Here is a 20,083-nt window from a genome sequence, read left to right as displayed (position 1 = left end):
GTGGAAAACCTTGCGAACGCGCTCGTCGTACTGTCCAACTTCGTAATCATTCCCGCTCTGGCCTATGGCTCACAGCTGGCGCTCGGTGCGCTGGGCGTGACGATCATCGTTGCCGTGCTGCGGTTTTCGAATTTCGCGCATGGCGAATTGATGTCGTTCGGTGCGATGTCCGCCGTGTTCGCGGTCTGGGTGCTGCAATGGCTTGGCATCAGCATTGCGCCGCTCTCGACGGCGCTGCTTGCGCTGCCTGTCGCCATTGTCATGACGGTGGCGATCGCATTGCTGACCGATCGTTTCGTCTACCGCTTCTATCGCGTCCGCAAGGCGGACACTGTCGTGTTGCTGATCGTGTCGATTGGCGTGATGCTGGCCATGGCCGGGATCATCCGCTTTGCAATCGGTCCCGATGATCGCGTCTTCGACGATGGCGTCCGGTTCATCATTTCGGTTGCCGACTTCAAGGCTCTCACGGGCCTCAAGGAAGGGCTGGCGATCCGCACCTCGCAGGCGATTACCATTGTCATGGCGGTTCTGTGCGTTGGCTTCGTCTTCTGGCTGCTGAAATATACCCGCATTGGAAAGATGATGCGGGCCTATTCCGACAATGAGGATCTGGCCCTTTTGTCGGGCGTCAACCCCGATCAGATTGTCCGCTGGGCATGGGTGCTGGCCGCAACATTGGCCGCCATCGCCGGAACGCTTTACGGGCTCGACAAGAGCTTCAAGCCGATCGTCTTCCAGCAATTGCTGCTGCCGATCTTCGCGGCGGCGATTGTCGGCGGTCTGGGCAGCCCCGTGGGCGCGGTTGCCGGCGGCATGATCGTCGCGTTTTCCGAGATCGCGCTGACCTACTCCTACAAGAAGGTGGCAACCTATCTGCTCCCCGAGGCTCTTCAACCGGACGGGATGCTTCAGCTCCTGTCGACCAATTACAAATATGCCGTTTCGTTCATCATTCTCGTCGCGGTGCTGCTGGTGAGACCGAACGGCCTGTTCAATGGACGTCCGTCATGACCCAGCGCTGGCAAGGTATTTTGATGTACGCCATCATGGCGGTGATGCTGGCGCTGGTCGGCATCATTCAGGGCTGGTCGAACGCGCTGGGCATTCTCAATCTGTGCCTGATCTCGGCGATCATGGCACTGGGCGTGAACATCCAGTGGGGCTATGCCGGGCTTCTCAATGTCGGCGTGATGGGGTTTGCCGCACTTGGCGGGCTTGCGGTAGTGCTGGTGGCAGCTGCGCCAGTGCCCGAAGCGCTGGCCGCCGGCGGCGCGGGTGTGATGTGGGCCGCACTCATCATGGCGGTCACTGTCGTGGTGGCCTATGGCGTCTGGAAGCTCCTGCCGCCTTCTACAGCGCGCGCCTGGGCGCTCGTCGCGGTGGCAGCGGTCGGCAGCGTTGTTGCAGGTGGTTTTTATTTCCCGGCGACAGACGCGATTGAAGCGGTCGACCCGTCGTTGCAAGGTTATCTCGGGGGTCTCGGTCTGCCGGTGCTTGTCGCCTGGGTTGTCGCGCCCTTGCTTGCCGCAGCTGCGGCGTGGTTCATCGGCAAGATCGCTCTTGGCCTGCGTGCCGACTATCTCGCTATTGCCACGCTCGGTATTTCCGAAATCGTCGTCGTCACGATCAAGAACGAAGAGTGGCTGACACGCGGCGTCAAGAATGTGGTTGGCCTGCCGCGCCCGGTTCCGACCGAGATGGAAGTGCGGGTCATGTCCGGGTTCGACCGTCTGGTGGCGTGGACCGGGCTGTCGGTCAACGAGCTTTCGTCGATTGTGGTCAAGCTTGGCTACACCGCACTCTTTGCCGCCATTCTTTGCGCGCTGCTTTTCCTGTTTCAGCTTGCGCTTCATTCGCCCTGGGGCCGGATGATGCGTGCGATCCGCGACAATGAGATCGCGGCCAGTGCGATGGGCAAGAACGTCACGCGGATGCACCTCAAGGTGTTCATCATCGGGTCGGCGATTGTCGGTCTTGCCGGCGCCATGCTGGTGACGCTCGACGGCCAGTTTACCCCCGGTGGCTACCAGCCGTTGCGATACACATTCCTGATCTGGGTGATGGTGATCGTGGGTGGTTCAGGCAACAATTGGGGTTCGGTGTTTGGCGGCTTTCTCATCTGGTTCTGCTGGGTGCAGGCCGAGCCGGTCGGCGTCTGGCTGCTTGAATCGGCAACCGCATGGCTGCCCGATGGCAGCGGTCTGCGCGCGCATCTTCTCAACAATGCCTCGCAAATTCGTCTGGTTCTGATGGGGGCGATCCTGCTGGTCGCGCTCAGGTTCATGCCCAGAGGGCTGTTCCCCGAAAAAACCGGGGTCTGACAATCACAAGGCCGGAAGCCACGAGGGCTCCCGGCCTTGTTGAATCGATCAATTATTCCTGCAGAAGCTTGACCTGTTCCGGCATGAAGGCTTCGCCATGGCCGCGTGCGATCAGCTCGTTCAGCGTGTCCGCGACGCCGTCCGCAACCCGCGTTGCGCCTTCCATGTCATTTGCAAACTGACGATAATAGGTCAGATCCTTGGCTGCATTTGCGATCGAGAAGCGCATTTGCGAGGGGTCGCCGCTTTCGATAAAGCCGCGCAATCTTTCAAGCGCGACACCGCCGCCGCCGCCCTTGGCGAGGCATTCGACGAGGGCGCTCATCGAGACGCCGCCTTTTGCGGCGCAGGCTGCAGCTTCGGCGATCAGCGTGACCGAGCCGAGCGAAACGAAATTGTGCAGCAATTTGAGCTGATGGCCGGTGCCGACGCCGCCGGCGTCGAAAATGTTCTCAGCAAAGGTGCTGAGCAGCGGACGCAATTTCGCGACGAGGTCAGCATCGCCGCCGACCAGAAGATTGAGCCGGCCTTCTTCCGCCTCTTTCGGTGTGCGGGTCATTGCTGCGTCGATGAAATGCGCGCCCTTTTCGGCAACTATTTCCGCCATGCGGACGGTCGACATCGGATTGGCGGTGGAGCAGTCGACGATCGCCATGCCGGGCCGCAAAGCCGCCAGCAACGCGCCGGAACCGACCAGAATGTCTTCCACCTGAGGCGTGCCCGTCACGCACAGAACGATGATATCGCTCGCGTCTGCCAGTTCCGCTACGCTGTCACATCCTTGCGCGCCTGCGTCGTCGAGATCCGTTGTCGGCTGGTTGCCGGGATGACGAAGATAGGTGAGGGGCCATCCCTTGGTGACAATGTTCTTGGCGATCCCGTGGCCCATCAATCCGACGCCAATGACGCCGATTCGCTGCTTCATATGCATGCTCCGGTAGTGAGCGGAATCCCGCTGGACGCCGCTGTTTCATGACGGGTGGCACCCTATTCGGATGCGTCTGGCTTGCCAACTGCGATTGAAAGGGGCGCAGGGCTGTATTCAACGCTCTGTCGCATCGTGAAGGGTCGGACCCGGCGGTGCGGGCAGACGCTGGGGATTGCCGACCTTGTGAACCTGTCGGCAATCCCTTCATTCATTGCTAAAGCGATGCGGCCGTTACTGGACGCGGACGGCGCTGTGGACCTTCATCGGCTTGGTCAGGTAGTCGCCGTCTTCCGCGCGGGCAAACAGGCGCAGGAGCGTGTCCTTGCCATCAAGCAGCCGTCCAAAGGCGGCAAAGCCGGCGCGGTCAGGATTACGTCTGCCGCCTTCATTCAGTTCCGGCTGGTCGCCGAGGCAGACAAAGAAGCCCGGACCTGCCGTTCCCGGCTCCCAGCGCGCCATCGAAAGCGTTCCATCGACATGGGACAGGCCGGTCTTCGATGTCGGCTCATGCGGAATGGGCGGGAATGGCGGTTCCGGCTTGTCCTCGCTTGGACGCCAGCCCCACTGGACGACCTCGATCTTGTGCTCAAGGTCAGCCGGCTGGTTCTGCATCGTGACGATCCGGTAGACGGAGGAGTCGACCAGGTGTCCGCCATCGACATAGGCGAGAAAATTCGCCGCCGTGATCGGGGCGTTCTTTTCATCGATTCCCAGAAGGAACTCGCCTTCCTCAGTGCTCACGAGGACCTTGGTCAGTGTTTCGGCAGTCATTCTATATATTCCTGTAACAGTGTTGCGGAATTTCGGCGCCGTCGGGCGGCAGGTCCGCCACGAGGCTGTGGTGGTATGGTGGGATCTAGCCCTGGATGAATTCGATGATCGCGCCGCTTGCCAGCGACGGGTCCACGGCAATGCCGTTGCTGGTAGGCTGGAACGGGGTCTGGGACGCGTCAAGAACAGCGCGCGTCACTGCCAGATCCTGGACAAGAATTTGCAGCACCGCAAAGCCGCTTGCAGGTGTACGCGCGGTTTCCAGCGTGCCATAGCGGTGTTGCAACGCGTCCGCGTCAAGGAAGATAACCGGGACATTTCCGGTGTCGACGGACCAGCCGCCGGCAACCGCTGCGACGCTTCCAGCGGCAAAAAGCTTGGCGTAGTCGTTTGCCGCCTTCTCCGGTTCGTCATAGCGCGCGACCATCCCTGCAAGCGCCACCGCGCCGTTTTTGTGCGTCATCAGCTCCGGCAACCAGACGGTTTCGCGGGTGTGATGCTGGCAGACAAATGCGATTCCGACGGGCACTTTTTCGGCAGGAAAGCTGAAAATCGAGAATGCGGCGACCCCTTCGGAGCCATCCGGCAGCGTTACCGGCCTGTCGAAACGCTGAACATTGCTGACCTCGACGCCCAGTTCCTTGAGCTGCTTTTTGCCTTCCTCGGCGTCCTCGATACGGCCAGCCATTGCGTAAAGACCTTCCCCGTCCTTCTGCAAAAGCGCGCGTCTGGGGGCGTTCTCAGGTGTCGGGTTGGCAACCCCAAGTAATTCGAAATAATCATTATGTGAGAGCATAATGGTGTGGTTGGCGGTGCCCTTCGAGGCGCTGTGCAAACCTCGCGGAGAGATCGTGAAGCCGAGGCGCTGAAATTGCGCAAGGCTGGTGTCGAGGTCATTTACCAGCAGGTAGCAATGGTCGATGCCTGTAACGGGATGGCTCATATGGTCTCCTGTCGACGGGGGGTGCTGTGGCTAGATTGCGACTCAGTCTGAAGCCAATCCATTGAAATCGCTGGATTGATTCGTCGCAAACCTGAGCATGAGCTTGTCCTGATTGGAATATGGGTCGTGAATTATTGTTGACTGAAAAGTCGCTCGCTGCAATCAAGCGCTGCGGTGGACCCAAAAATGCGGGGACGGCTTTCCGTCTGAAGCTGGATGGGCGCTCATTTTTTTTCCCGCCGAGATGATGGCGGGGTTTTGTCTCAAACTTCTGGCTCAGAGAAAATTCATGACATATGCTCATCAATGGCCGGCCTCGCTTTGGTCTGCTGCGACAGCTGCGCGAGCGGCATCCCCCCAGTTGCTTGGCACGGTCGATCACGACGCGGTTGTCATCGGGGGCGGTCTGTCAGGGCTTTCGACCGCGCTGCATCTGGCCCGGCGCGGCATCCGCACGGCTTTGATCGAGGGGCTTGAAGTTGGCTGGGGCGCATCGGGTCGCAACAACGGCCAGGTGATTCCGACACTTTCGGCGGTTGAGCCCGGCGCGCTGGTCAAGCGCTTCGGCGAAACCGGCGAGCGGCTGGCGACGCTGGTCGGCGCCAGCGCCGAATATTTGTTTCGTCTTGCCGAGAGCGAGGGGATCGATTGCGAGGCAGAGCAGGTTGGCTGGTTTCAGCCGGCGCATTCGCCGGGGCGTCAGCGTTTGTCCGAGCAGCGCGTCAATGCCTGGAACAAGTTCGGATCGACAGCCGAATTGCTGGATCGCGCCGAAACAGCGCGACTTCTGGGAACGGATTTTTGGCACGGCGGCATGTTCAACCGTTCGGGCGGACACATCAATCCGCTGGCATTGGTGCGCGGTTTGGCGTCGGCGTGCGAGCGTGCTGGCGTCACGATTTACGAGAATTCGCCGGTAACGGATTTTACCCGGCGCGATGAAAAATGGCACGTCGCCACCGAGCGGGGCATGGTTCGTGCGAAGAGCGTGGTGTTGGCGACCAACGCTTACTCCGATCTGCTTCATCGCAAGCTGGCGCCAACAATTGCACGCTCGATTGTGCCGATCACGTCATGGCAGATGGCCACGCCGCCCTTGAGCGAAGAGGTCAGGGCGCAGGTGCTCCCCGGTCGTCAGGCTGTTTCGGATACCCGCGCCGATCTGCGCTATTTCCGCTACGATGCGCGAAATCGTCTGATCACGGGCGGTTCGGTTCTGGGCGCTTTCAATGCCCGTCAACGCGTGGCCGATCACACCGCCAAGCGTCTGGCCGAAGCCTTTCCGCAGCTGGGTTTGCAGCAATTCACCCATGTTTGGAACGGCCGGATCGGCATCACCTATGATCGCTATCCGCGGGTTCATCGCCTTGCGCCGGATGTCTGGAGCTGGGTTGGCTGCAATGGTCGCGGCGTTGCCCTGTCGGTTTCGCTCGGCCGCGAACTTGCAGCTGCGATCGACGGAGTTTCGCTGAACGAACTGGCCTTGCCGGTCACCGAGCCGTCGACGATGCCGTTCTACCCGATCGCGCGCCGCGTCGCGCCGTTCGTTCTGGCCTGGTACAAGCGCCGGGACCACCGCGAGATCAAGCTCGGCTGATCTCGGAATCTTCACACGAAATCACTGGTGAGTAAGGGGAAATTGCGGGTTGTGGTCGGTCAAAGTGTTGCGCTATAATTCGAACACGAAAGATCACGTAGGTCCGCGTTGATCCCCTCTCGTTCCGGGATTCCGATGAAAGCTGCTGTGAGCACCGACACGTCCGATCCAATCCAGCGCAGCGCCACCATGCAGGATGTGGCGCGGCTGGCGGGCGTGTCGCCGATGACGGTGTCGAACGCTTTCAGAAATCCCGAGAAAGTGTCGCCGGCGACGCGGGAGAAGATCGCTGCGGCGGCGAAGATGCTGCGCTATATCCCGAACATGGTGGCCGGCAGCCTGGCTTCCGGGCGCAGTCGTCTGATCGGCGCCATCGTGCCGTCGCTGGCCAACTCCAGCTTCTCCGGTCTGCTGCGCGGATTGAGCGAATATGCCGACAGGCATGGCTATGAATTGCTGGTTTCCGTTGCCGGAAGTCCCGAGCGCGAGCTGGTTGCAATCCGCACTTTCATGGGGCGTCGGGCCGACGGAATTGTCCTCATCGGCACCGATCGTCTGCCTGCGGCGCGGCGTATGTTGCAGGAGGCCGGGGTTGCGGTTGTCGAGGCATGGGCCGAAAGGGCCATGGTCGACATGAGCGTTGGTTGCAGCGATTTTGAGGTCGGCGCGGCGATGACGCGCGCGCTGGTCGAGCGCGGCTACCGCAACATCGCGTTCATCGGTTCGGAAGAGAAGCTGGCGCGATTTGAGGCGCGTAAGGCCGGGTTTCGCTCGGTTCTGGCGGAGGCGGGGTTGCCGAGCGATCTGCTGGTCAACGTGCCGGGATCGCTGGATATGTCGTGTGGCGTCAGGGCGCTCGAGCAGATGGATCAGATGGGGCGTCCGGTCGATGCCGTGTTCTGCGTCACCGACGTGGTCGGTGTCGGGGTCATCTTCGAATGCATGCGAAGGGGCTGGGCCGTGCCGGAGCGTCTCGCAGTGGCGGGGTACGGCAACTACGAGGTGGCGGCGCAGCTGCCGACGGGTCTGTCGACCATCGATTCGCGCAGCCGGGATATCGGCTATGCCGCCGCCGCGCTGATCGCCGAGAAAGTCGAGAAGGGCGTGGTCTCGGCGACGCATGTCGATGTCGGATTTGATCTGATCCTTCGCAACAGTTTCTGATCGGATGATGTCGGTTTTTTCGACGAACTGTTGACAACAAGAGTGTCGTATTATAGCGCTAAAATATTGATAGCCGCGCTTGGCGGGAGTGTCGCTCCTGCCTGCCGTCCGGGAGACGGGCAAGCGTTCAGGCTGCGAAGCGTGTCAGGAGGAAATCGTCGTATGGATCAGCTGTCCCGCATTGAGGGTCTGCGCGCGGCAATGCGCAACGAGGCGCTGGACGCAATTGCGTTCATTCCCGGTTCGTCGTTCCGGTATCTCACCGGCGGAACTTTCCATGTCATGGAGCGTCCGACGGTTCTGATCGTGCCGTTGCAGGGTCGTCCGGTGGTGGTTCTTCCCGATCTTGAGGCGGAATCCTGGGACGTGCTGGGCTTTGATGCCGAGGTTCTGCGCTGGCGCGACGAGGAAGGCTATGCCGGTGCCTTTGCGCAGGCCGCCCGGTTGCTCGATCTGCCGGTGATCGGCGTTGAAGGTCTGAGCATGCGCGTCATCGAGCGCAATGCACTTCAGGCTGCGTTCCCGCGCTCCGAGTTGAAGGACGTTCAGGCAGCGACCCTTTCGCTGCGCGCCGTCAAGGATGCCGGCGAGATCGAGCATCTTCGCCGTGCGGTGAAGATGGCGGAGGCTGCGCTGACGCTGACGCTCGCAGAAGTTCAGATCGGCATGAGCGAGCGCGAGATCCAGCTGGCGATGATGGCGAATGTGCTGAAGCAGCCGATCACCGGTCCGGTATCGCCGCCGCTGGTGCTGGCGGGCGCCAATTCTGCGCTTCCGCATGGCCATGCCGGCGAATACCGGCTCAAGTCCGGTGACGCGCTGCTGTTCGACTTTGGCGTCGGCTCCGGCGGCTACCGTTCCGACATCACCCGCACCGTCTTCATTCACGACGTTTCGGCCGAGGATCGCGAACTTTACGACGTCGTGCTGGAGGCCAACCGCAAGGGGCACGAAGCTGCCCGTCCGGGTCTGAGCTGCCATGCTCTCGATGATTTGTGCCGTGGCCATCTCGAGGCGAGCCGTTTTGCTCCCTATGTGGTTCACAAGACCGGTCACGGACTTGGGCTCGATGTGCATGAATCGCCGATGGTGATGCGCGGCAACCACGCCTTGCTGGCCGCCGGCAACGTCATCACCATCGAGCCGGGTCTTTATTGGCCGGGCCGTCTCGGTGTCCGCATTGAAGACGATGTTCTGATTACCGAAGCAGGGTGTGAAAGCCTGAGCACCCTGCCTCGCGAACTGCTGGTGCTTGCGTAGCCAGTCATCGCCAAGAAACTGCGCCTGGAGGACTAAAACATGTTTTCACTGACTCGCCGCGGCTTGCTCGTCGGAGCTTCGATTGCCGCATTATCGTTCGGTCACATTCCCGCCTTTGCCGCGAACCAGACGGTGCGCATCGGCACGGACGTTGATGCAGCGTCGCTTGACCCGAGAACGCTCCGCAACACCACCGACTACCGCGTTCTGGATCTGCTTTATGATGGGCTCGTCCGTCTGAATGGCGATCTTCTGCCGGAGCCCAACCTTGCAACCAAGCTGGAGCAGGTTGACCCGACGACGCTTCTCGTCACCTTGCGCGAAGATGCCAAGTTTCATGACGGCACGCCGCTGACCGCCGAGGACGTTGTCTTCACCTACACCTCGATCCGCGACCCCAAGCTGGCATCGAATGCCGCGTCGCTGTTCGCACCGATCGAGACCGTGGAGGCCGTGGGCACCCATCAGGTCAAGTTCACGCTCAGCAAGCCGAACGCACCGCTGCTCAGCTACATGGATATCGGCATCGTCCCGAAGCATGCCGTCGAGGCCGGCCAGGATCTTTCCAACAAGCCCGTCGGCACCGGCCCTTACAAGCTCGCCAGCTGGACCAAGGGCAGCGAGATCGTTCTGGAAGCCAATGCTGATTATGCAGGCGGCGCGCCGGCAACCGACAAGATCGTCTTCGTCGTGCTTGGCGACAACACCGCGCGTGCACAGGCGCTGGAAGCTGGCGATCTGCAGATGATCATGACGCCGCTGTCGCCGGACGATGTCACTCGTCTGGCAGCTGACGACCGTTTCACCCACACGAAGCTTCCGGGTCTGACCATGACCTATCTGGGCTTCAACACGCAGAGCCCGGCAATTGCCGATCCGGCCGTGCGCCGTGTGGTTGGCATGCTGATCGACCAGGACGTGATCGTCGACCAGATCTATGGCGGTCTCGACATTCCGGGCACCTCGGTGCTGATGCCGTCGAACAGCTGGGTCTACAGCCCGGATATCCGCCAGCCCACATTCGATATGGAGGGTGCTGCCAAGGCGCTCGCCGATCTCGGCTGGACGGCAGGCTCGGATGGCATGCTGCAGAAGGACGGTCAGAAGCTGACCATTCGCCTGAGCACCAACTCTGAAGATTCGGCCCGTATTCAGACGATCGAATATATCCAGAACGTGATGCAGCAGGTCGGCATCGACGCGCAGATCTCGATCGCTGATTTTCCGGCATGGATCGCCGACGTTCGCGCCGGCAATTACGACATCGCTCTGTTGAGCTGGGTCAATCTCGTGGATCCGGATCGCGGCACCTATTCGCACTTCACGACGACGGGTGCGACGAACTGGGGCAAGTATTCCAATCCTGTGGTGGACGAGGCGCTTGAAAAGGGCCGTACCTCGCTCGATCAGCAGGAGAGAATCGAGGCTTACCACCAGGCAGCGCGCGCGCTGGCGGAAGATCTGCCTTACTATGTGCTGTCCTACACCGGCTTTGATGCATTCGCTTCCAAGCAGATCACCGGTGGCGAGCCTGACGATGCGCGTGGTTACCTGCGTAATCTGACCAAGTAACAAGGCTGGTTTGGCATGGGCGTTCTGATCCATCTAGTAAAGCGCGTGATGTTGTTCCTGCCCATGCTTGTGGGCGTGACCATCGTGTCGTTTGCATTGCTGCAACTTGTGCCGGGTGATCCGGTCGCCGTGTTGCTGGGTGACAATGCGACGCCGGAACAGATCGCCCATATGCGCACCCAACTCGGACTGGATCAGCCATTGCTGATCCAGTTCACCACCTATGTCGGAAATCTCCTGCATGGGGATCTGGGCGTCTCGATCTTCAAGAACGAGCCGGTCTTCGATCTCATTACCTCCAGATTGCCGGCAACGCTTGAGCTGGCTTTCGGGGCGATCACCGTGTCGGTGGTTCTGGGCATTCCGCTTGGCGTTGTCGCCGCGATGCGCCAGGGCACCGTGATCGATCTGATCGCACTGGTTTTTGCCCAGCTCGGCGTGGCGCTGACCGTGTTCTGGCTGGCGATTCTGCTGATGTATGTCTTCGCCGTTCAGCTGACCTGGCTTCCGGCCATTGGCCGTGGCGAGCCGATCGTCAGCGCTGTGCAGATATTGTTGTTTGAGGGACGCGCCGGACCTCTGCTCGACTCGCTATCGCATCTCATCCTCCCTTCGATAGCGATGGGCCTTCAGGGCGCGGCAATGATTTGCCGCCTGGTGCGTGCCTCCATGCTCGAAGTGCTGAACAGCCACTTCGTGCGTACCGCCCGGGCCAAGGGCGTGAAGGAGCGGCGCGTCGTATGGAGCCATGCTCTGTCGAACGCGCTGCTCCCTGTGGTTACGATGATCGGGCTCCAGTTCGGCAATCTGCTCAGTGGCGCCGTGTTGGTCGAGGGCATCTTCGGATGGCCAGGCCTTGGCCAGCTCACCGTCGGCGCGATTTCCCAGCGCGACTTCCCGCTGGTGCAGGGTGTCGCCATCAGTTTCGCGGTGCTTGTCGGGCTGATCAATCTGCTGACCGATCTCACCTACGCTTACATTGATCCGCGGATCAGGATCTAGATGATGAAATTCATTCGTCAGAACCCTCTTTTCGTCATCGGCTTCGTCATGGTCGTGATCCTGCTCGGTGTGGCCGGGATCTATGATTGGGTGTCGCCCTACGGCCTCGAACAGATGGACATGCGCAACCGCTTTGCGCTGCCGAGCGCAATTCACTGGCTGGGCACCGATAATTTCGGTCGCGATCTGGCCACCCGTCTTGCCGCCGGTGCCCGCATATCGTTGACAATCGGCATCGGAACGGTCGCGATCTCGGCGCTGATCGGCACCGCTTTGGGGATCATCTCCGGCTACTATGGCGGCTATGTCGATACCATCCTCATGCGTGTCGTCGACGTGTTCATGGCGTTCCCCGCTTTCGTGCTCGCTCTGGCGATCATTGCGGTGTTGGGGCCTGGCCCGCTCAATCTGGTGATATCGCTCGCCGCGATCTACTGGACGCAATATGCCCGTGTCGCGCGCGCCATGACGTTGACCGAGCGTGAAAAGGACTACGTCGCTGCGGCGCGCGGGATCGGCGCGTCGGCAACGCGGATCATCACGCTGCACATTTTGCCCAATATTCTGGGCCCGCTGATCGTGCTGGCCACCTTCGGCATGGGCACGGCGATTGTCGCTGAAAGCGGCATGAGCTTTCTCGGTCTTGGCGTGCAACCGCCGACGCCGACCTGGGGCTGGTCGCTGGCCTATGGCCTCAAATATCTGCGTGCCGAGCCCTGGATGTCGACTGCCGCTGGCCTGTCCCTGATGTTTGCCGTTCTGGCCTTCAATCTGCTGGGCGATGGCATCCGCGACTATCTCGATCCCAATCGCGTGACGACGAAAGCAGTGAAGAAAGCCGTGCGCACCAACGTGAAACGCGCTTGACCCACCCTCAGTATGACCGCCCGCTAAACGGAAGACTCTACGATTATGCAGCTTGACCCAGTCACACTCGAGATCATCAGCCGCAAACTGATCGCGTTAACCGACGAGATCTATTTCACCGTGCAGCGCACGGCGCGATCGAGCTATGTCAATGAAGTCGCCGATTTCGCGGTGGCATTGCTGGACACCAATGGCGATGTCTTTGCCTATCCGCCGTCGGCAAGCTTCAACTTCCTGATCGACACCAACTTCAAGACCGCGATTGAAGCGGTTCCTGATCTTGAGCCGGGCGACGTGATCATCACCAATGATCCCTATACGTCCGGCGGCTTGTCGACCCATCTGCCCGACGTGCATCTGATCCAGCCTTATTTCCACGAAGGCCGCATCGTCGGCTATGGCTGGTCGTTCATCCACTCGCTCGACTTTGGCGGCAATGTTCCGGGCAGCGTGTCGGCGGCAAGCCACGAAATCTTCCAGGAAGGTTTCCGTATTCCGCCGATGAAGCTGCGCAAGGGCGACGCGCTCAACGAAGAGCTGTTGTCGCTCATCCGTCTCAACACGCGCGTGCCCGATGTCACCATTGCCGATTTCAAGGCGATGATGGGCGCGCTGGAGACCGGAAACCGGCGCTATGGCGACGTGATCGAACGCTTCGGCGTCGACACGGTGCTGCAGGCGCAGGTGGATTTGCTGAACTACACCGCCGCTCGTGCGCGTGACGTGCTGCGCCGTATTCCCGATGGCGTCTACGATTTCTGGGATTACCTCGACGATGACGTGGTCACCAATATCCCGCTGCGGGTGCGGCTGCGGATGGAGGTGAAGGACGGCCAGGTGCTGCTCGACCTGACGGGTACCGACCCGGAGACGCAGTCGGCGTTCAACGTTCCCTCGCTTGGACGGCGCATGTACTGGCTGTCGTTCCGCCTTACCGGGATCATCACCACCTTCGACCCCGATATCCCGCGCAATGCCGGTCTTTATCGCGGCATCAGCGTGCGCAATCAGCCGGGCTCGGTTTTCGACGCCCGTCCGCCGATTGCAGTCGGGCTGCGCCACAGCGCGCCCTATCGTCTGTTTGATTGCGTCACCGGTGCGGTGTTGCAGGCAAATCCTGAAATCATGTCGGCAGCGATGGGTGGCTCGATGGCCACTTTCCGTTTCACCGAAAAGATGCCGGATGACACGCTGCGCGTGGAAGTGGTCGAGCCATTGCGTTCGGGCATGGGCGCGCTGGATGGCCGCGACGGCGTCGATGCGCGGGACAACAGCATCAACAACATGCGCAACCGTCCGCTCGAGCTCGTCGAGATGGAGCAGGGGCTGCGCGTCCTTCGCTACGACATCAATCCGGACTCCGGTGGCGCGGGCAAATATCGCGGTGGCGTCGGCCAGTCGCTGACGGTCGAGCTGACCGGCGAAAATGGCGGCGATATCCAGATCAGCGGTCTGGAGCGTTCGCGCATGGCGCCTTGGGGTTATGCCGGCGGCAAGTCCGGGGCTCTGGTCAGCGCGGTCATCAATGAAGGGCGGCCTGATGAACGGCCGGTTCCGAAAGGCATGCCGGTCCGTCTGAAGCGCGGCGACACGGTGACGCTACGCATGCCTGGCGGTGGTGGCATTGGAAACCCGATGGAGCGCGATCCGGCGGCGGTGGAAACCGACGTGCGGCGCGGCTTTGTCAGCGCCGAGGCGGCCCGCGCCGTCTACGGTGTTGTCATCAGCGATGGCGCTGTCGACGCGGATGCAACAGCGCAGCTGCGCAGCACGGCGCAGGAACAGGCCGATGAGTTGTTCAGCTTCGGCACGCAGCGTCTGGCGTGGGAAAGCGTGTTCCCTGACGAGGTGATGCTGGACATCAACCGGCGTCTCTACGCGCTGCCACGCGCGCGCCGCCACGATGTTCGCAAGGAAATATTCTACAGCGCGCTGCCGGCGCTGCGTGAGGGAACCAAGATACCGCTTGATCAGCTGATATCCGACCCGTCTGAAGCACGTGCGCGGCTGGCCGAGGCACTCGACCGGCTGTTGCCGGCGCACGCGCCCGCATGACCGCTGATCCAATCAAAGAAAAAGGCGCTTCCATGAGTACTGGATTCGAGCAGGCCTATTGCCGCGTCGGAATTGACGTTGGCGGCACTTTCACCGACTTCGTGCTGGCTGACCAGCGCACCGGCGCGATCCTTCGTTTCAAGGAGCCGAGCGTTCCGGACGATCCGTCATTGTCGGTCGAACGCGGCTTGCCGCAATTGCTGGCACTGGCCAATGTCGAGCCGCGCGATATCGCGCTGATCGTGCATGGCACCACCATCGGCCTGAACGCGACGATCCAGCGCCGGGGTGTGAAGCTCGGCATGGTGGTCAGCAAGGGCAATCGCGGCATTCTGGAAATCGCCCGCTCGCAGATGCCAAGCGCGTTCGACTTCATCGCGCCGCGCGAGGAAGCACTGGTGCCGCGCGATCTCGTGCTCGAAGTGTCGGCGCGCGCTGCCCATGATGGCACGATCCTCAGCCCGGTCTGCGATGCCGAGCTCGACCAGCTTGCGGAAAGCTTCCGCGCTGCCGAGGTCGAGGCGGTGACCGTGGTGCTGATGCACTCTTTCGCCCATCCGCAGCTTGAGGCGGAAGTGGTTGCAGGCTTGCGCCAGCGCATGCCGGGGATCTCGATTGCCGCTTCCAGCATCGTCTGGCCGGAAAAGCGTGAATATGAGCGCGCGATCATCGCGTTGCTGAATTCTTACACCCAGCCTTTGATGGAAAGCTATTTCGACCGGCTCGACCATCGCATTTCGAATCTGGGCATTACCGCGCCGATCTATATCACCGCCAACAATGGCGGCATTCTCAGCCTTGAAACGGCAAGAGAACGGCCGATCGACACGATCCTGTCCGGGCCTGCCTCCGGTGTGGTGGCGGCGGCCAACGTCGCTGCGCTCACCGGGATCGATCAGCTGATCACCGTCGATGTCGGCGGCACGAGCGCCGATATGGCGCTGGTCCATGGCAGCCATCCGGCCAACACGACGCGCGCGCAGATCGGCGATTTTCCGCTGGTGCTGCCGGTGATCGGCGTGACGGCAATCGGTGCCGGCGGTGGTTCGGTGGTGTGGGTCGACAAGCACGGTCTTCTCAAGGTCGGTCCGCAAAGCGCCGGCGCTTATCCGGGGCCGATCTGCTACGGGCGCGGCGGCACCGAGCCGACGATCACGGATTGCTATCTCGTCGCCGGCCTGCTGGACGCGGAACGCTTCCTTGGCGGACGTATCAATCTCGACCTTGGACTGGCGCGCAAGACCCTTGAGGAAATTGGCCGCCGCCTCAAATTCACGGGCGACAATGTCGCCGAGCAGGCTGCCGAAGCCGCGATCCGCGTGGCCGCCGCTGTCATGGCGACCGAGATGGGACGTGAGCTGGCGCATCGCGGCGATGACGCGCGCGACTATTCGCTGCTCGCCTTTGGCGGCGCGGGGCCAACCCACGCCAACCTCGTTGCCGACGAAGCGATGATGGGCACCGTTGTGGTCCCCGGTCTTCCGGCGACCTTCTGCGCACTGGGTGCAATCCTGGCCGACGTGAAGCGCGACTATGTCGCGTCGAACCAGGTCGAGGTCAGCGATCAGTCCGCTGCCCGGTTGACGGAAATCTTCACCGAACTGACCGGGAAGGCGCGCGACTGGATCGCCGGTGAGGGCGAGTTCCTCAGCGAGATCACCTATGAGCACATTCTCGACATGCGCTATCGCGGGCAGGGCTTCGATCTCCAGGTCAAGCTGCCTGAAGATCTGCAGGCTGCGCTCGATCCGGCGGCGCTGACAGCATTGTTCCATGCCTGCCATGATGAGAATTACGGCTATCGCGATGGCGAGAGCGACGTGATTGTCATGGCGCAGCGTGTGCGTGTGGTGGGCAAGATGCCGGCGCTGACCCAGGCTCGTCTGGCCGGTGAGGGCGAACTGCCGACACCAATTGCGCAGCGCCGTGTGTTCCATGACGGTCGTTTCATCGACGCGCCGGTGTTTGACAGGGCCGACTTCACGGGTGGACAATCCTTTGCCGGGCCGGCAATCGTCGAGCAGGGAGACACCACCATCTGGATTCTGCCGCAATGGGCCTGCACTGTCGATCATTGGGGCAATCTGCTGATCCGTCGTGGTGAGGCGTCCGTATCGCCATGAGCGCGCTGCTTGAAATCGACAATCTGAGCACTGCATTTGCGACCGACCACGGCGCGGTCACGATCGTGGATCGCGTCACGCTGTCGGTCGAAAAGGGCCGCACCTTGTGCATCGTTGGCGAGAGTGGCAGTGGCAAGTCGATCCTGTCGCTCTCCCTGATGGGGCTGCTTCCGGCCTCCGGCATGATCTCGGGCGACGGCGTTCGGCTTGCCGGCGAGGATCTGCTCGTCCTGGACGACGAGGAGATGCGCTCGATCCGCGGCCGCAGGATCGCGATGATCTTTCAGGAGCCGATGACCAGCCTCAATCCGGTGTTCACGATTGGCGACCAGCTGGTCGAGGCCTTGCGCTCCCATGACCGCAAGACCCCGACCCGGCAGCTGCGCCAGCGTGCGCTCGAAGCGCTCAAACAGGTCGAGATGACCGATCCGGAGCGCCGGCTTGGCCAGTTTCCGCATGAATTGTCGGGCGGTATGCGCCAGCGCGTGATGATCGCGATGGCGCTGATCATGCAGCCGGAAGTTCTGATTGCCGATGAGCCGACAACGGCGCTGGATGTGAGCGTGCAGGCGCAGATCCTGGCGCTGATCAAGCGCCTTCAGCGCGACACGGGTATGGGCATCATCTTCATCACCCATGATCTTGGCGTCGTCTCCGAAATCGCCGACGAGGTCGCGGTGATGTATGCGGGGCGCGTGGTCGAGCGGGCATCGGCCGAGGAAATATTCCGCAATCCGCAGCATCCCTACACGATCGGTCTTCTGGCCAGCGTGCCACGGCTCGATGGCGGCGAGGAGCGGCTTCATTCGGTGGATGGGATCGTGCCGACGCCGGATCGTTTCCCGACGGGGTGCCGCTTTCATCCGCGCTGTGTGTTTGCCGATGAGTCTTGCGCGCAGACCGACCCACAATTGCTGGAACTCGTGCCAGGCCATCAGGTCGCCTGTCTGAAGGTTCCGCTGGAAGGGTGCGAAAAATGACCGAACCTTTGTTGCAGGTTGAAAACCTGTCGAAGTTCTATCCCGTCAAAAGCGGCAATCTCTTCGGCAGCCGGGTGATGCGGGCCGTTGACAGTGTCAGCTTCAATCTGCGCCGTGGTGAGACAATCGCCGTGGTCGGCGAAAGCGGTTGCGGAAAGTCCACCACCGCGCGCATGGTCTCGGGCCTTCTGGCGCCGACCGCCGGTTCGATCCGCGTCAACGGCAAGAACATCGCTGGCGTGAAGGGGCGCGAAGCATTTGCGTTGCGCCGTCAGGTCCAGATGGTTTTTCAGGATCCGATGGCCTCGCTCAACGCGCGCATGAAGGTCGGGGCCATTCTTGAGGAGCCGCTGATCATTCATGGTCACGGCAACCGCGCCGCCCGACGCCAGCGCGTCGAGGAATTGATGGGTCTGGTCGGACTGCGCAAGGAGCATCTGGATCGCTACCCGCACCAGTTCTCCGGCGGCCAGCGACAGCGCATCGGCATTGCCCGCGCGCTTGCGGTGGAGCCTGAGCTGCTGGTTCTGGATGAGCCGGTGTCGGCACTCGACGTTTCCGTGCAGGCGCAGATCATCAATCTATTGAAAGACCTTCAGAGCAAGCTGGGTCTTTCCTATGTCTTCATCGCCCACGATCTGGCCGTGGTGAAGCACATGGCGGATCACGTCGCGGTCATGTATCTGGGACGGATCATCGAACAGGGTCCAAAGGCGCAGATATTCGACACGCCGCGCCATCCCTACACGCAGATGCTGTTCTCGGCGGTGCCGCAGATCGGTCTTGGCCGCGCCAATCCCGACCGCGCCGTCAAGGGCGAGATGCCGAGCCCGGTCAATCCGCCGAGCGGGTGCCATTTCCATCCGCGCTGTGCCTATTCGACGGATGCCTGCCGGACCACACGGCCCGAGCTGGCTGATTTCGGCGCGCAGCAGGCCGCGTGCATCCGGGCTGATGAGATCCCCGCCTATGCGACGACGCAAAGTGCGCCGGGCTATAAGGAAGCTGCCGCGCAGCGCATGAAGATCTACCACGAGATGATCGGTTCAAGGCAGCAGGCGGAAGCCTGAACTGCCGTTCCTGAAGTCAAGAAAAAGCCCGCAGCGACCAGCTGCGGGCTTTTTTGTTGCAGACGAGCAGGGCTCGCTCAGAGCTTGGGCAGCGCGCGGGCAAAGGCCGCGATGATGTCGTCGATGTCGTCGAAGGTCATCGCCGTCGAGAAACACACCAGCCCGTTTGCCGCAATGATGACGCCTTCATCGAAGAGCAGCCGCGACAGGGCAGCGACCTTGGCAGCGCCATCGCCACCGGCTAGCACCGTCGAACGGAAGTCGGTGAGGCTGGCGCGGTTGAGATGGATGCGGCGCAGCGAGGCAAGGCCGGTGACCTGCGCGTCGATGCCCATTTCGTCGAACAGGGCGGTGATGCCGGTCTGGAAGCGCTCGCCCAGCGCTTCGAGATGGTCGTAGGCTTGCGGCGTCAGCGCCTCGAGCGCGGCGATGCCGGCGACCATCGACATCGGGTTGGCGCTGAACGTGCCGCCATGCTGGACTCGCGGCGCGCCATTGGTCGGATCGTAGACCGCCATCACGTCCTTGCGTCCGGCAACCGCGCCGATCGGGAAGCCGCCGCCGATCACCTTGCCAAGGGCGGTCAGGTCCGGGTCGATGCCATAGCGCCCTTGCGCGCCATTGTAGCCGAGGCGGAAGGTGATGACTTCATCGAGGATGAGCAGGGCGCCGATCTCGCGGGTGACGCGGCGCAGCATGTCGAGAAATTCCTGCGTGGCGGGCACCAGACCGGCGCGGTTGGGCATCACGTCGACGAGCACTGCGGCCAGATCGTTGCCCTTGGCGCGCAGGATCTTCTCGCCCAGCTCGACATTGTTGAACGGGATCACCACGACATCGTCAAGAACGCCCTGCGGCGTGCCGGCGGCGGTGGGAACGGAGTTCGGTGCGTCCGGCTCGCCCCAGTTTTCGGGGCGCGCTTCCTGGCTGGTTTCCACCACGTCATAGGTGCCGTGATAGGCGCCTTCGCATTTGGCGATCTTGGCCCGGCCGGTATAGGCACGCGCCACCTTGACTGCGTTCATCACTGCTTCGGTGCCCGAATTGCAGTAGCGCACATGCTCCACCGAGGGCAGGCGTTCGGCAAGCATCTCCGACAGGCGCACTTCACCGGGCGTTGCCATGCCGAAGCACAGGCCGTTCTCCAGCTGTTCGCGCGCCGCCACCCGGATCGCCTCGCAGCCATAGCCGTGAATCAGCGACGTGAAATTGCCGACCGCATCGATGCGGCTGTTGCCGTCGATGTCGATGATGCGGCAGCCTTCGCCGCGCGCCGCATAGACCTGATAGGGCTTGCGAAACACGGTGTGGCGGGTGTTGCCACCGGGCATGACCTTCTTGGCGCGTTCATAGAGCGCTGCGGATTCAGGGGTTTGTGATGTGCTCATGGTTTTCTCGCATGTTCTGCAGATGCCCGATAAAAAGAC

General features: G+C 61.7%; 16 protein-coding genes. 12 read left to right on the top strand and 4 right to left on the bottom strand.

The genetic code is table 11. The features are described 5' to 3' along the window. Both BMZ42_RS01885 and BMZ42_RS01880 read left to right on the top strand, forming a co-directional pair. Positions 1-1,014, top strand: coding sequence for a branched-chain amino acid ABC transporter permease (locus BMZ42_RS01885; protein WP_091517926.1), 1,014 nt, complete (start codon positions 1-3; stop codon positions 1,012-1,014). Continuing rightward, positions 1,011-2,324 (top strand): branched-chain amino acid ABC transporter permease, encoded by a 1,314-nt coding sequence (locus BMZ42_RS01880; protein WP_091517925.1) that lies wholly within the window; start codon positions 1,011-1,013, stop codon positions 2,322-2,324. Before BMZ42_RS01885 ends, BMZ42_RS01880 begins: the two co-directional genes overlap by 4 nt. A gap of 52 nt (positions 2,325-2,376) precedes the next feature. Here BMZ42_RS01880 and BMZ42_RS01875 read toward each other — a convergent pair whose 3' ends face one another. The 3 genes from BMZ42_RS01875 to BMZ42_RS01865 all read right to left on the bottom strand — a co-directional run bounded on the left by BMZ42_RS01875 (position 2,377) and on the right by BMZ42_RS01865 (position 4,966). Further along, on the bottom strand, positions 2,377-3,249 hold the full coding sequence (locus tag BMZ42_RS01875; protein WP_091517922.1) for an NAD(P)-dependent oxidoreductase: 873 nt from the start codon (positions 3,247-3,249) through the stop codon (positions 2,377-2,379). A 234-nt stretch (positions 3,250-3,483) separates the two neighbouring features. Then, the gene (locus tag BMZ42_RS01870) at positions 3,484-4,023 is read right to left on the bottom strand and encodes a peptidylprolyl isomerase (RefSeq protein WP_091517921.1); all 540 of its coding nucleotides are present in this window, start codon (positions 4,021-4,023) and stop codon (positions 3,484-3,486) included. A gap of 85 nt (positions 4,024-4,108) precedes the next feature. After that, on the bottom strand, positions 4,109-4,966 hold the full coding sequence (locus BMZ42_RS01865) for a VOC family protein (protein ID WP_091517918.1): 858 nt from the start codon (positions 4,964-4,966) through the stop codon (positions 4,109-4,111). 289 nt (positions 4,967-5,255) lie between these two features. Between BMZ42_RS01865 and BMZ42_RS01860 the strand changes: the two genes are divergently transcribed. The 10 genes from BMZ42_RS01860 (at position 5,256) to BMZ42_RS01820 (ending at position 18,656) form a co-directional block, all read left to right on the top strand. Then, complete coding sequence (locus tag BMZ42_RS01860; protein ID WP_091517915.1) at positions 5,256-6,563, top strand: NAD(P)/FAD-dependent oxidoreductase; 1,308 nt, start codon at positions 5,256-5,258, stop codon at positions 6,561-6,563. Between the two features lie 147 nt (positions 6,564-6,710). Next, entirely contained in the window at positions 6,711-7,727 is a 1,017-nt protein-coding gene (locus BMZ42_RS01855; protein ID WP_175556599.1) for a LacI family DNA-binding transcriptional regulator, read from the top strand. 162 nt (positions 7,728-7,889) lie between these two features. After that, positions 7,890-8,987 (top strand): M24 family metallopeptidase, encoded by a 1,098-nt coding sequence (locus BMZ42_RS01850; protein ID WP_091517911.1) that lies wholly within the window; start codon positions 7,890-7,892, stop codon positions 8,985-8,987. Positions 8,988-9,026: 39 nt separating this feature from the next. Beyond that, complete coding sequence (locus BMZ42_RS01845) at positions 9,027-10,559, top strand: ABC transporter substrate-binding protein (RefSeq protein ID WP_091517909.1); 1,533 nt, start codon at positions 9,027-9,029, stop codon at positions 10,557-10,559. A 15-nt stretch (positions 10,560-10,574) separates the two neighbouring features. Then, positions 10,575-11,561: an ABC transporter permease gene (locus BMZ42_RS17910; protein ID WP_175556598.1), complete on the top strand. Its 987-nt coding sequence runs from the start codon at positions 10,575-10,577 to the stop codon at positions 11,559-11,561. A 3-nt stretch (positions 11,562-11,564) separates the two neighbouring features. Then, positions 11,565-12,428 (top strand): ABC transporter permease, encoded by an 864-nt coding sequence (locus tag BMZ42_RS17905; RefSeq protein ID WP_175556597.1) that lies wholly within the window; start codon positions 11,565-11,567, stop codon positions 12,426-12,428. Between the two features lie 45 nt (positions 12,429-12,473). Beyond that, entirely contained in the window at positions 12,474-14,483 is a 2,010-nt protein-coding gene (locus BMZ42_RS01835) for a hydantoinase B/oxoprolinase family protein (RefSeq protein WP_091517907.1), read from the top strand. Positions 14,484-14,515: 32 nt separating this feature from the next. Beyond that, positions 14,516-16,606: a hydantoinase/oxoprolinase family protein gene (locus BMZ42_RS01830; RefSeq protein WP_091518400.1), complete on the top strand. Its 2,091-nt coding sequence runs from the start codon at positions 14,516-14,518 to the stop codon at positions 16,604-16,606. Continuing rightward, positions 16,597-17,586, top strand: a complete 990-nt coding sequence (locus BMZ42_RS01825) for an ABC transporter ATP-binding protein (RefSeq protein WP_210185196.1) — start codon at positions 16,597-16,599, stop codon at positions 17,584-17,586. Before BMZ42_RS01830 ends, BMZ42_RS01825 begins: the two co-directional genes overlap by 10 nt. Further along, on the top strand, positions 17,583-18,656 hold the full coding sequence (locus BMZ42_RS01820) for an ABC transporter ATP-binding protein (RefSeq protein ID WP_091517903.1): 1,074 nt from the start codon (positions 17,583-17,585) through the stop codon (positions 18,654-18,656). The genes BMZ42_RS01825 and BMZ42_RS01820 overlap by 4 nt, the downstream gene beginning before the upstream one ends. Positions 18,657-18,733: 77 nt before the next feature. Here BMZ42_RS01820 and BMZ42_RS01815 read toward each other — a convergent pair whose 3' ends face one another. Further along, entirely contained in the window at positions 18,734-20,044 is a 1,311-nt protein-coding gene (locus tag BMZ42_RS01815; RefSeq protein WP_091517901.1) for an aspartate aminotransferase family protein, read from the bottom strand. Positions 20,045-20,083: the final 39 nt, after the last annotated feature.

This window comes from Aquamicrobium aerolatum DSM 21857 (assembly GCF_900113935.1).
Classification (GTDB): Bacteria; Pseudomonadota; Alphaproteobacteria; order Rhizobiales; family Rhizobiaceae; genus Aerobium; species Aerobium aerolatum.
The sequence above is the reverse complement of the archived record's forward strand: the minus strand, read 5'-3'. Positions and strand labels throughout refer to the sequence as shown.

Excerpts from the sequence above, each read along its gene's own strand:
- BMZ42_RS17910 (WP_175556598.1), top strand. The coding sequence starts at position 10,575 with ATGGGCGTTCTGATCCATCTAGTAAAGCGCGTGATGTTGTTCCTGCCC.
- BMZ42_RS01845 (WP_091517909.1), top strand. The coding sequence starts at position 9,027 with ATGTTTTCACTGACTCGCCGCGGCTTGCTCGTCGGAGCTTCGATTGCC.
- BMZ42_RS01875 (WP_091517922.1), bottom strand. The coding sequence starts at position 3,249 with ATGAAGCAGCGAATCGGCGTCATTGGCGTCGGATTGATGGGCCACGGG.
- BMZ42_RS01865 (WP_091517918.1), bottom strand. The coding sequence starts at position 4,966 with ATGAGCCATCCCGTTACAGGCATCGACCATTGCTACCTGCTGGTAAAT.
- BMZ42_RS01850 (WP_091517911.1), top strand. The coding sequence starts at position 7,890 with ATGGATCAGCTGTCCCGCATTGAGGGTCTGCGCGCGGCAATGCGCAAC.
- BMZ42_RS17905 (WP_175556597.1), top strand. The coding sequence starts at position 11,565 with ATGAAATTCATTCGTCAGAACCCTCTTTTCGTCATCGGCTTCGTCATG.
- BMZ42_RS01830 (WP_091518400.1), top strand. The coding sequence starts at position 14,516 with ATGAGTACTGGATTCGAGCAGGCCTATTGCCGCGTCGGAATTGACGTT.
- BMZ42_RS01870 (WP_091517921.1), bottom strand. The coding sequence starts at position 4,023 with ATGACTGCCGAAACACTGACCAAGGTCCTCGTGAGCACTGAGGAAGGC.
- BMZ42_RS01820 (WP_091517903.1), top strand. The coding sequence starts at position 17,583 with ATGACCGAACCTTTGTTGCAGGTTGAAAACCTGTCGAAGTTCTATCCC.
- BMZ42_RS01880 (WP_091517925.1), top strand. The coding sequence starts at position 1,011 with ATGACCCAGCGCTGGCAAGGTATTTTGATGTACGCCATCATGGCGGTG.
- BMZ42_RS01815 (WP_091517901.1), bottom strand. The coding sequence starts at position 20,044 with ATGAGCACATCACAAACCCCTGAATCCGCAGCGCTCTATGAACGCGCC.
- BMZ42_RS01835 (WP_091517907.1), top strand. The coding sequence starts at position 12,474 with ATGCAGCTTGACCCAGTCACACTCGAGATCATCAGCCGCAAACTGATC.
- BMZ42_RS01860 (WP_091517915.1), top strand. The coding sequence starts at position 5,256 with ATGACATATGCTCATCAATGGCCGGCCTCGCTTTGGTCTGCTGCGACA.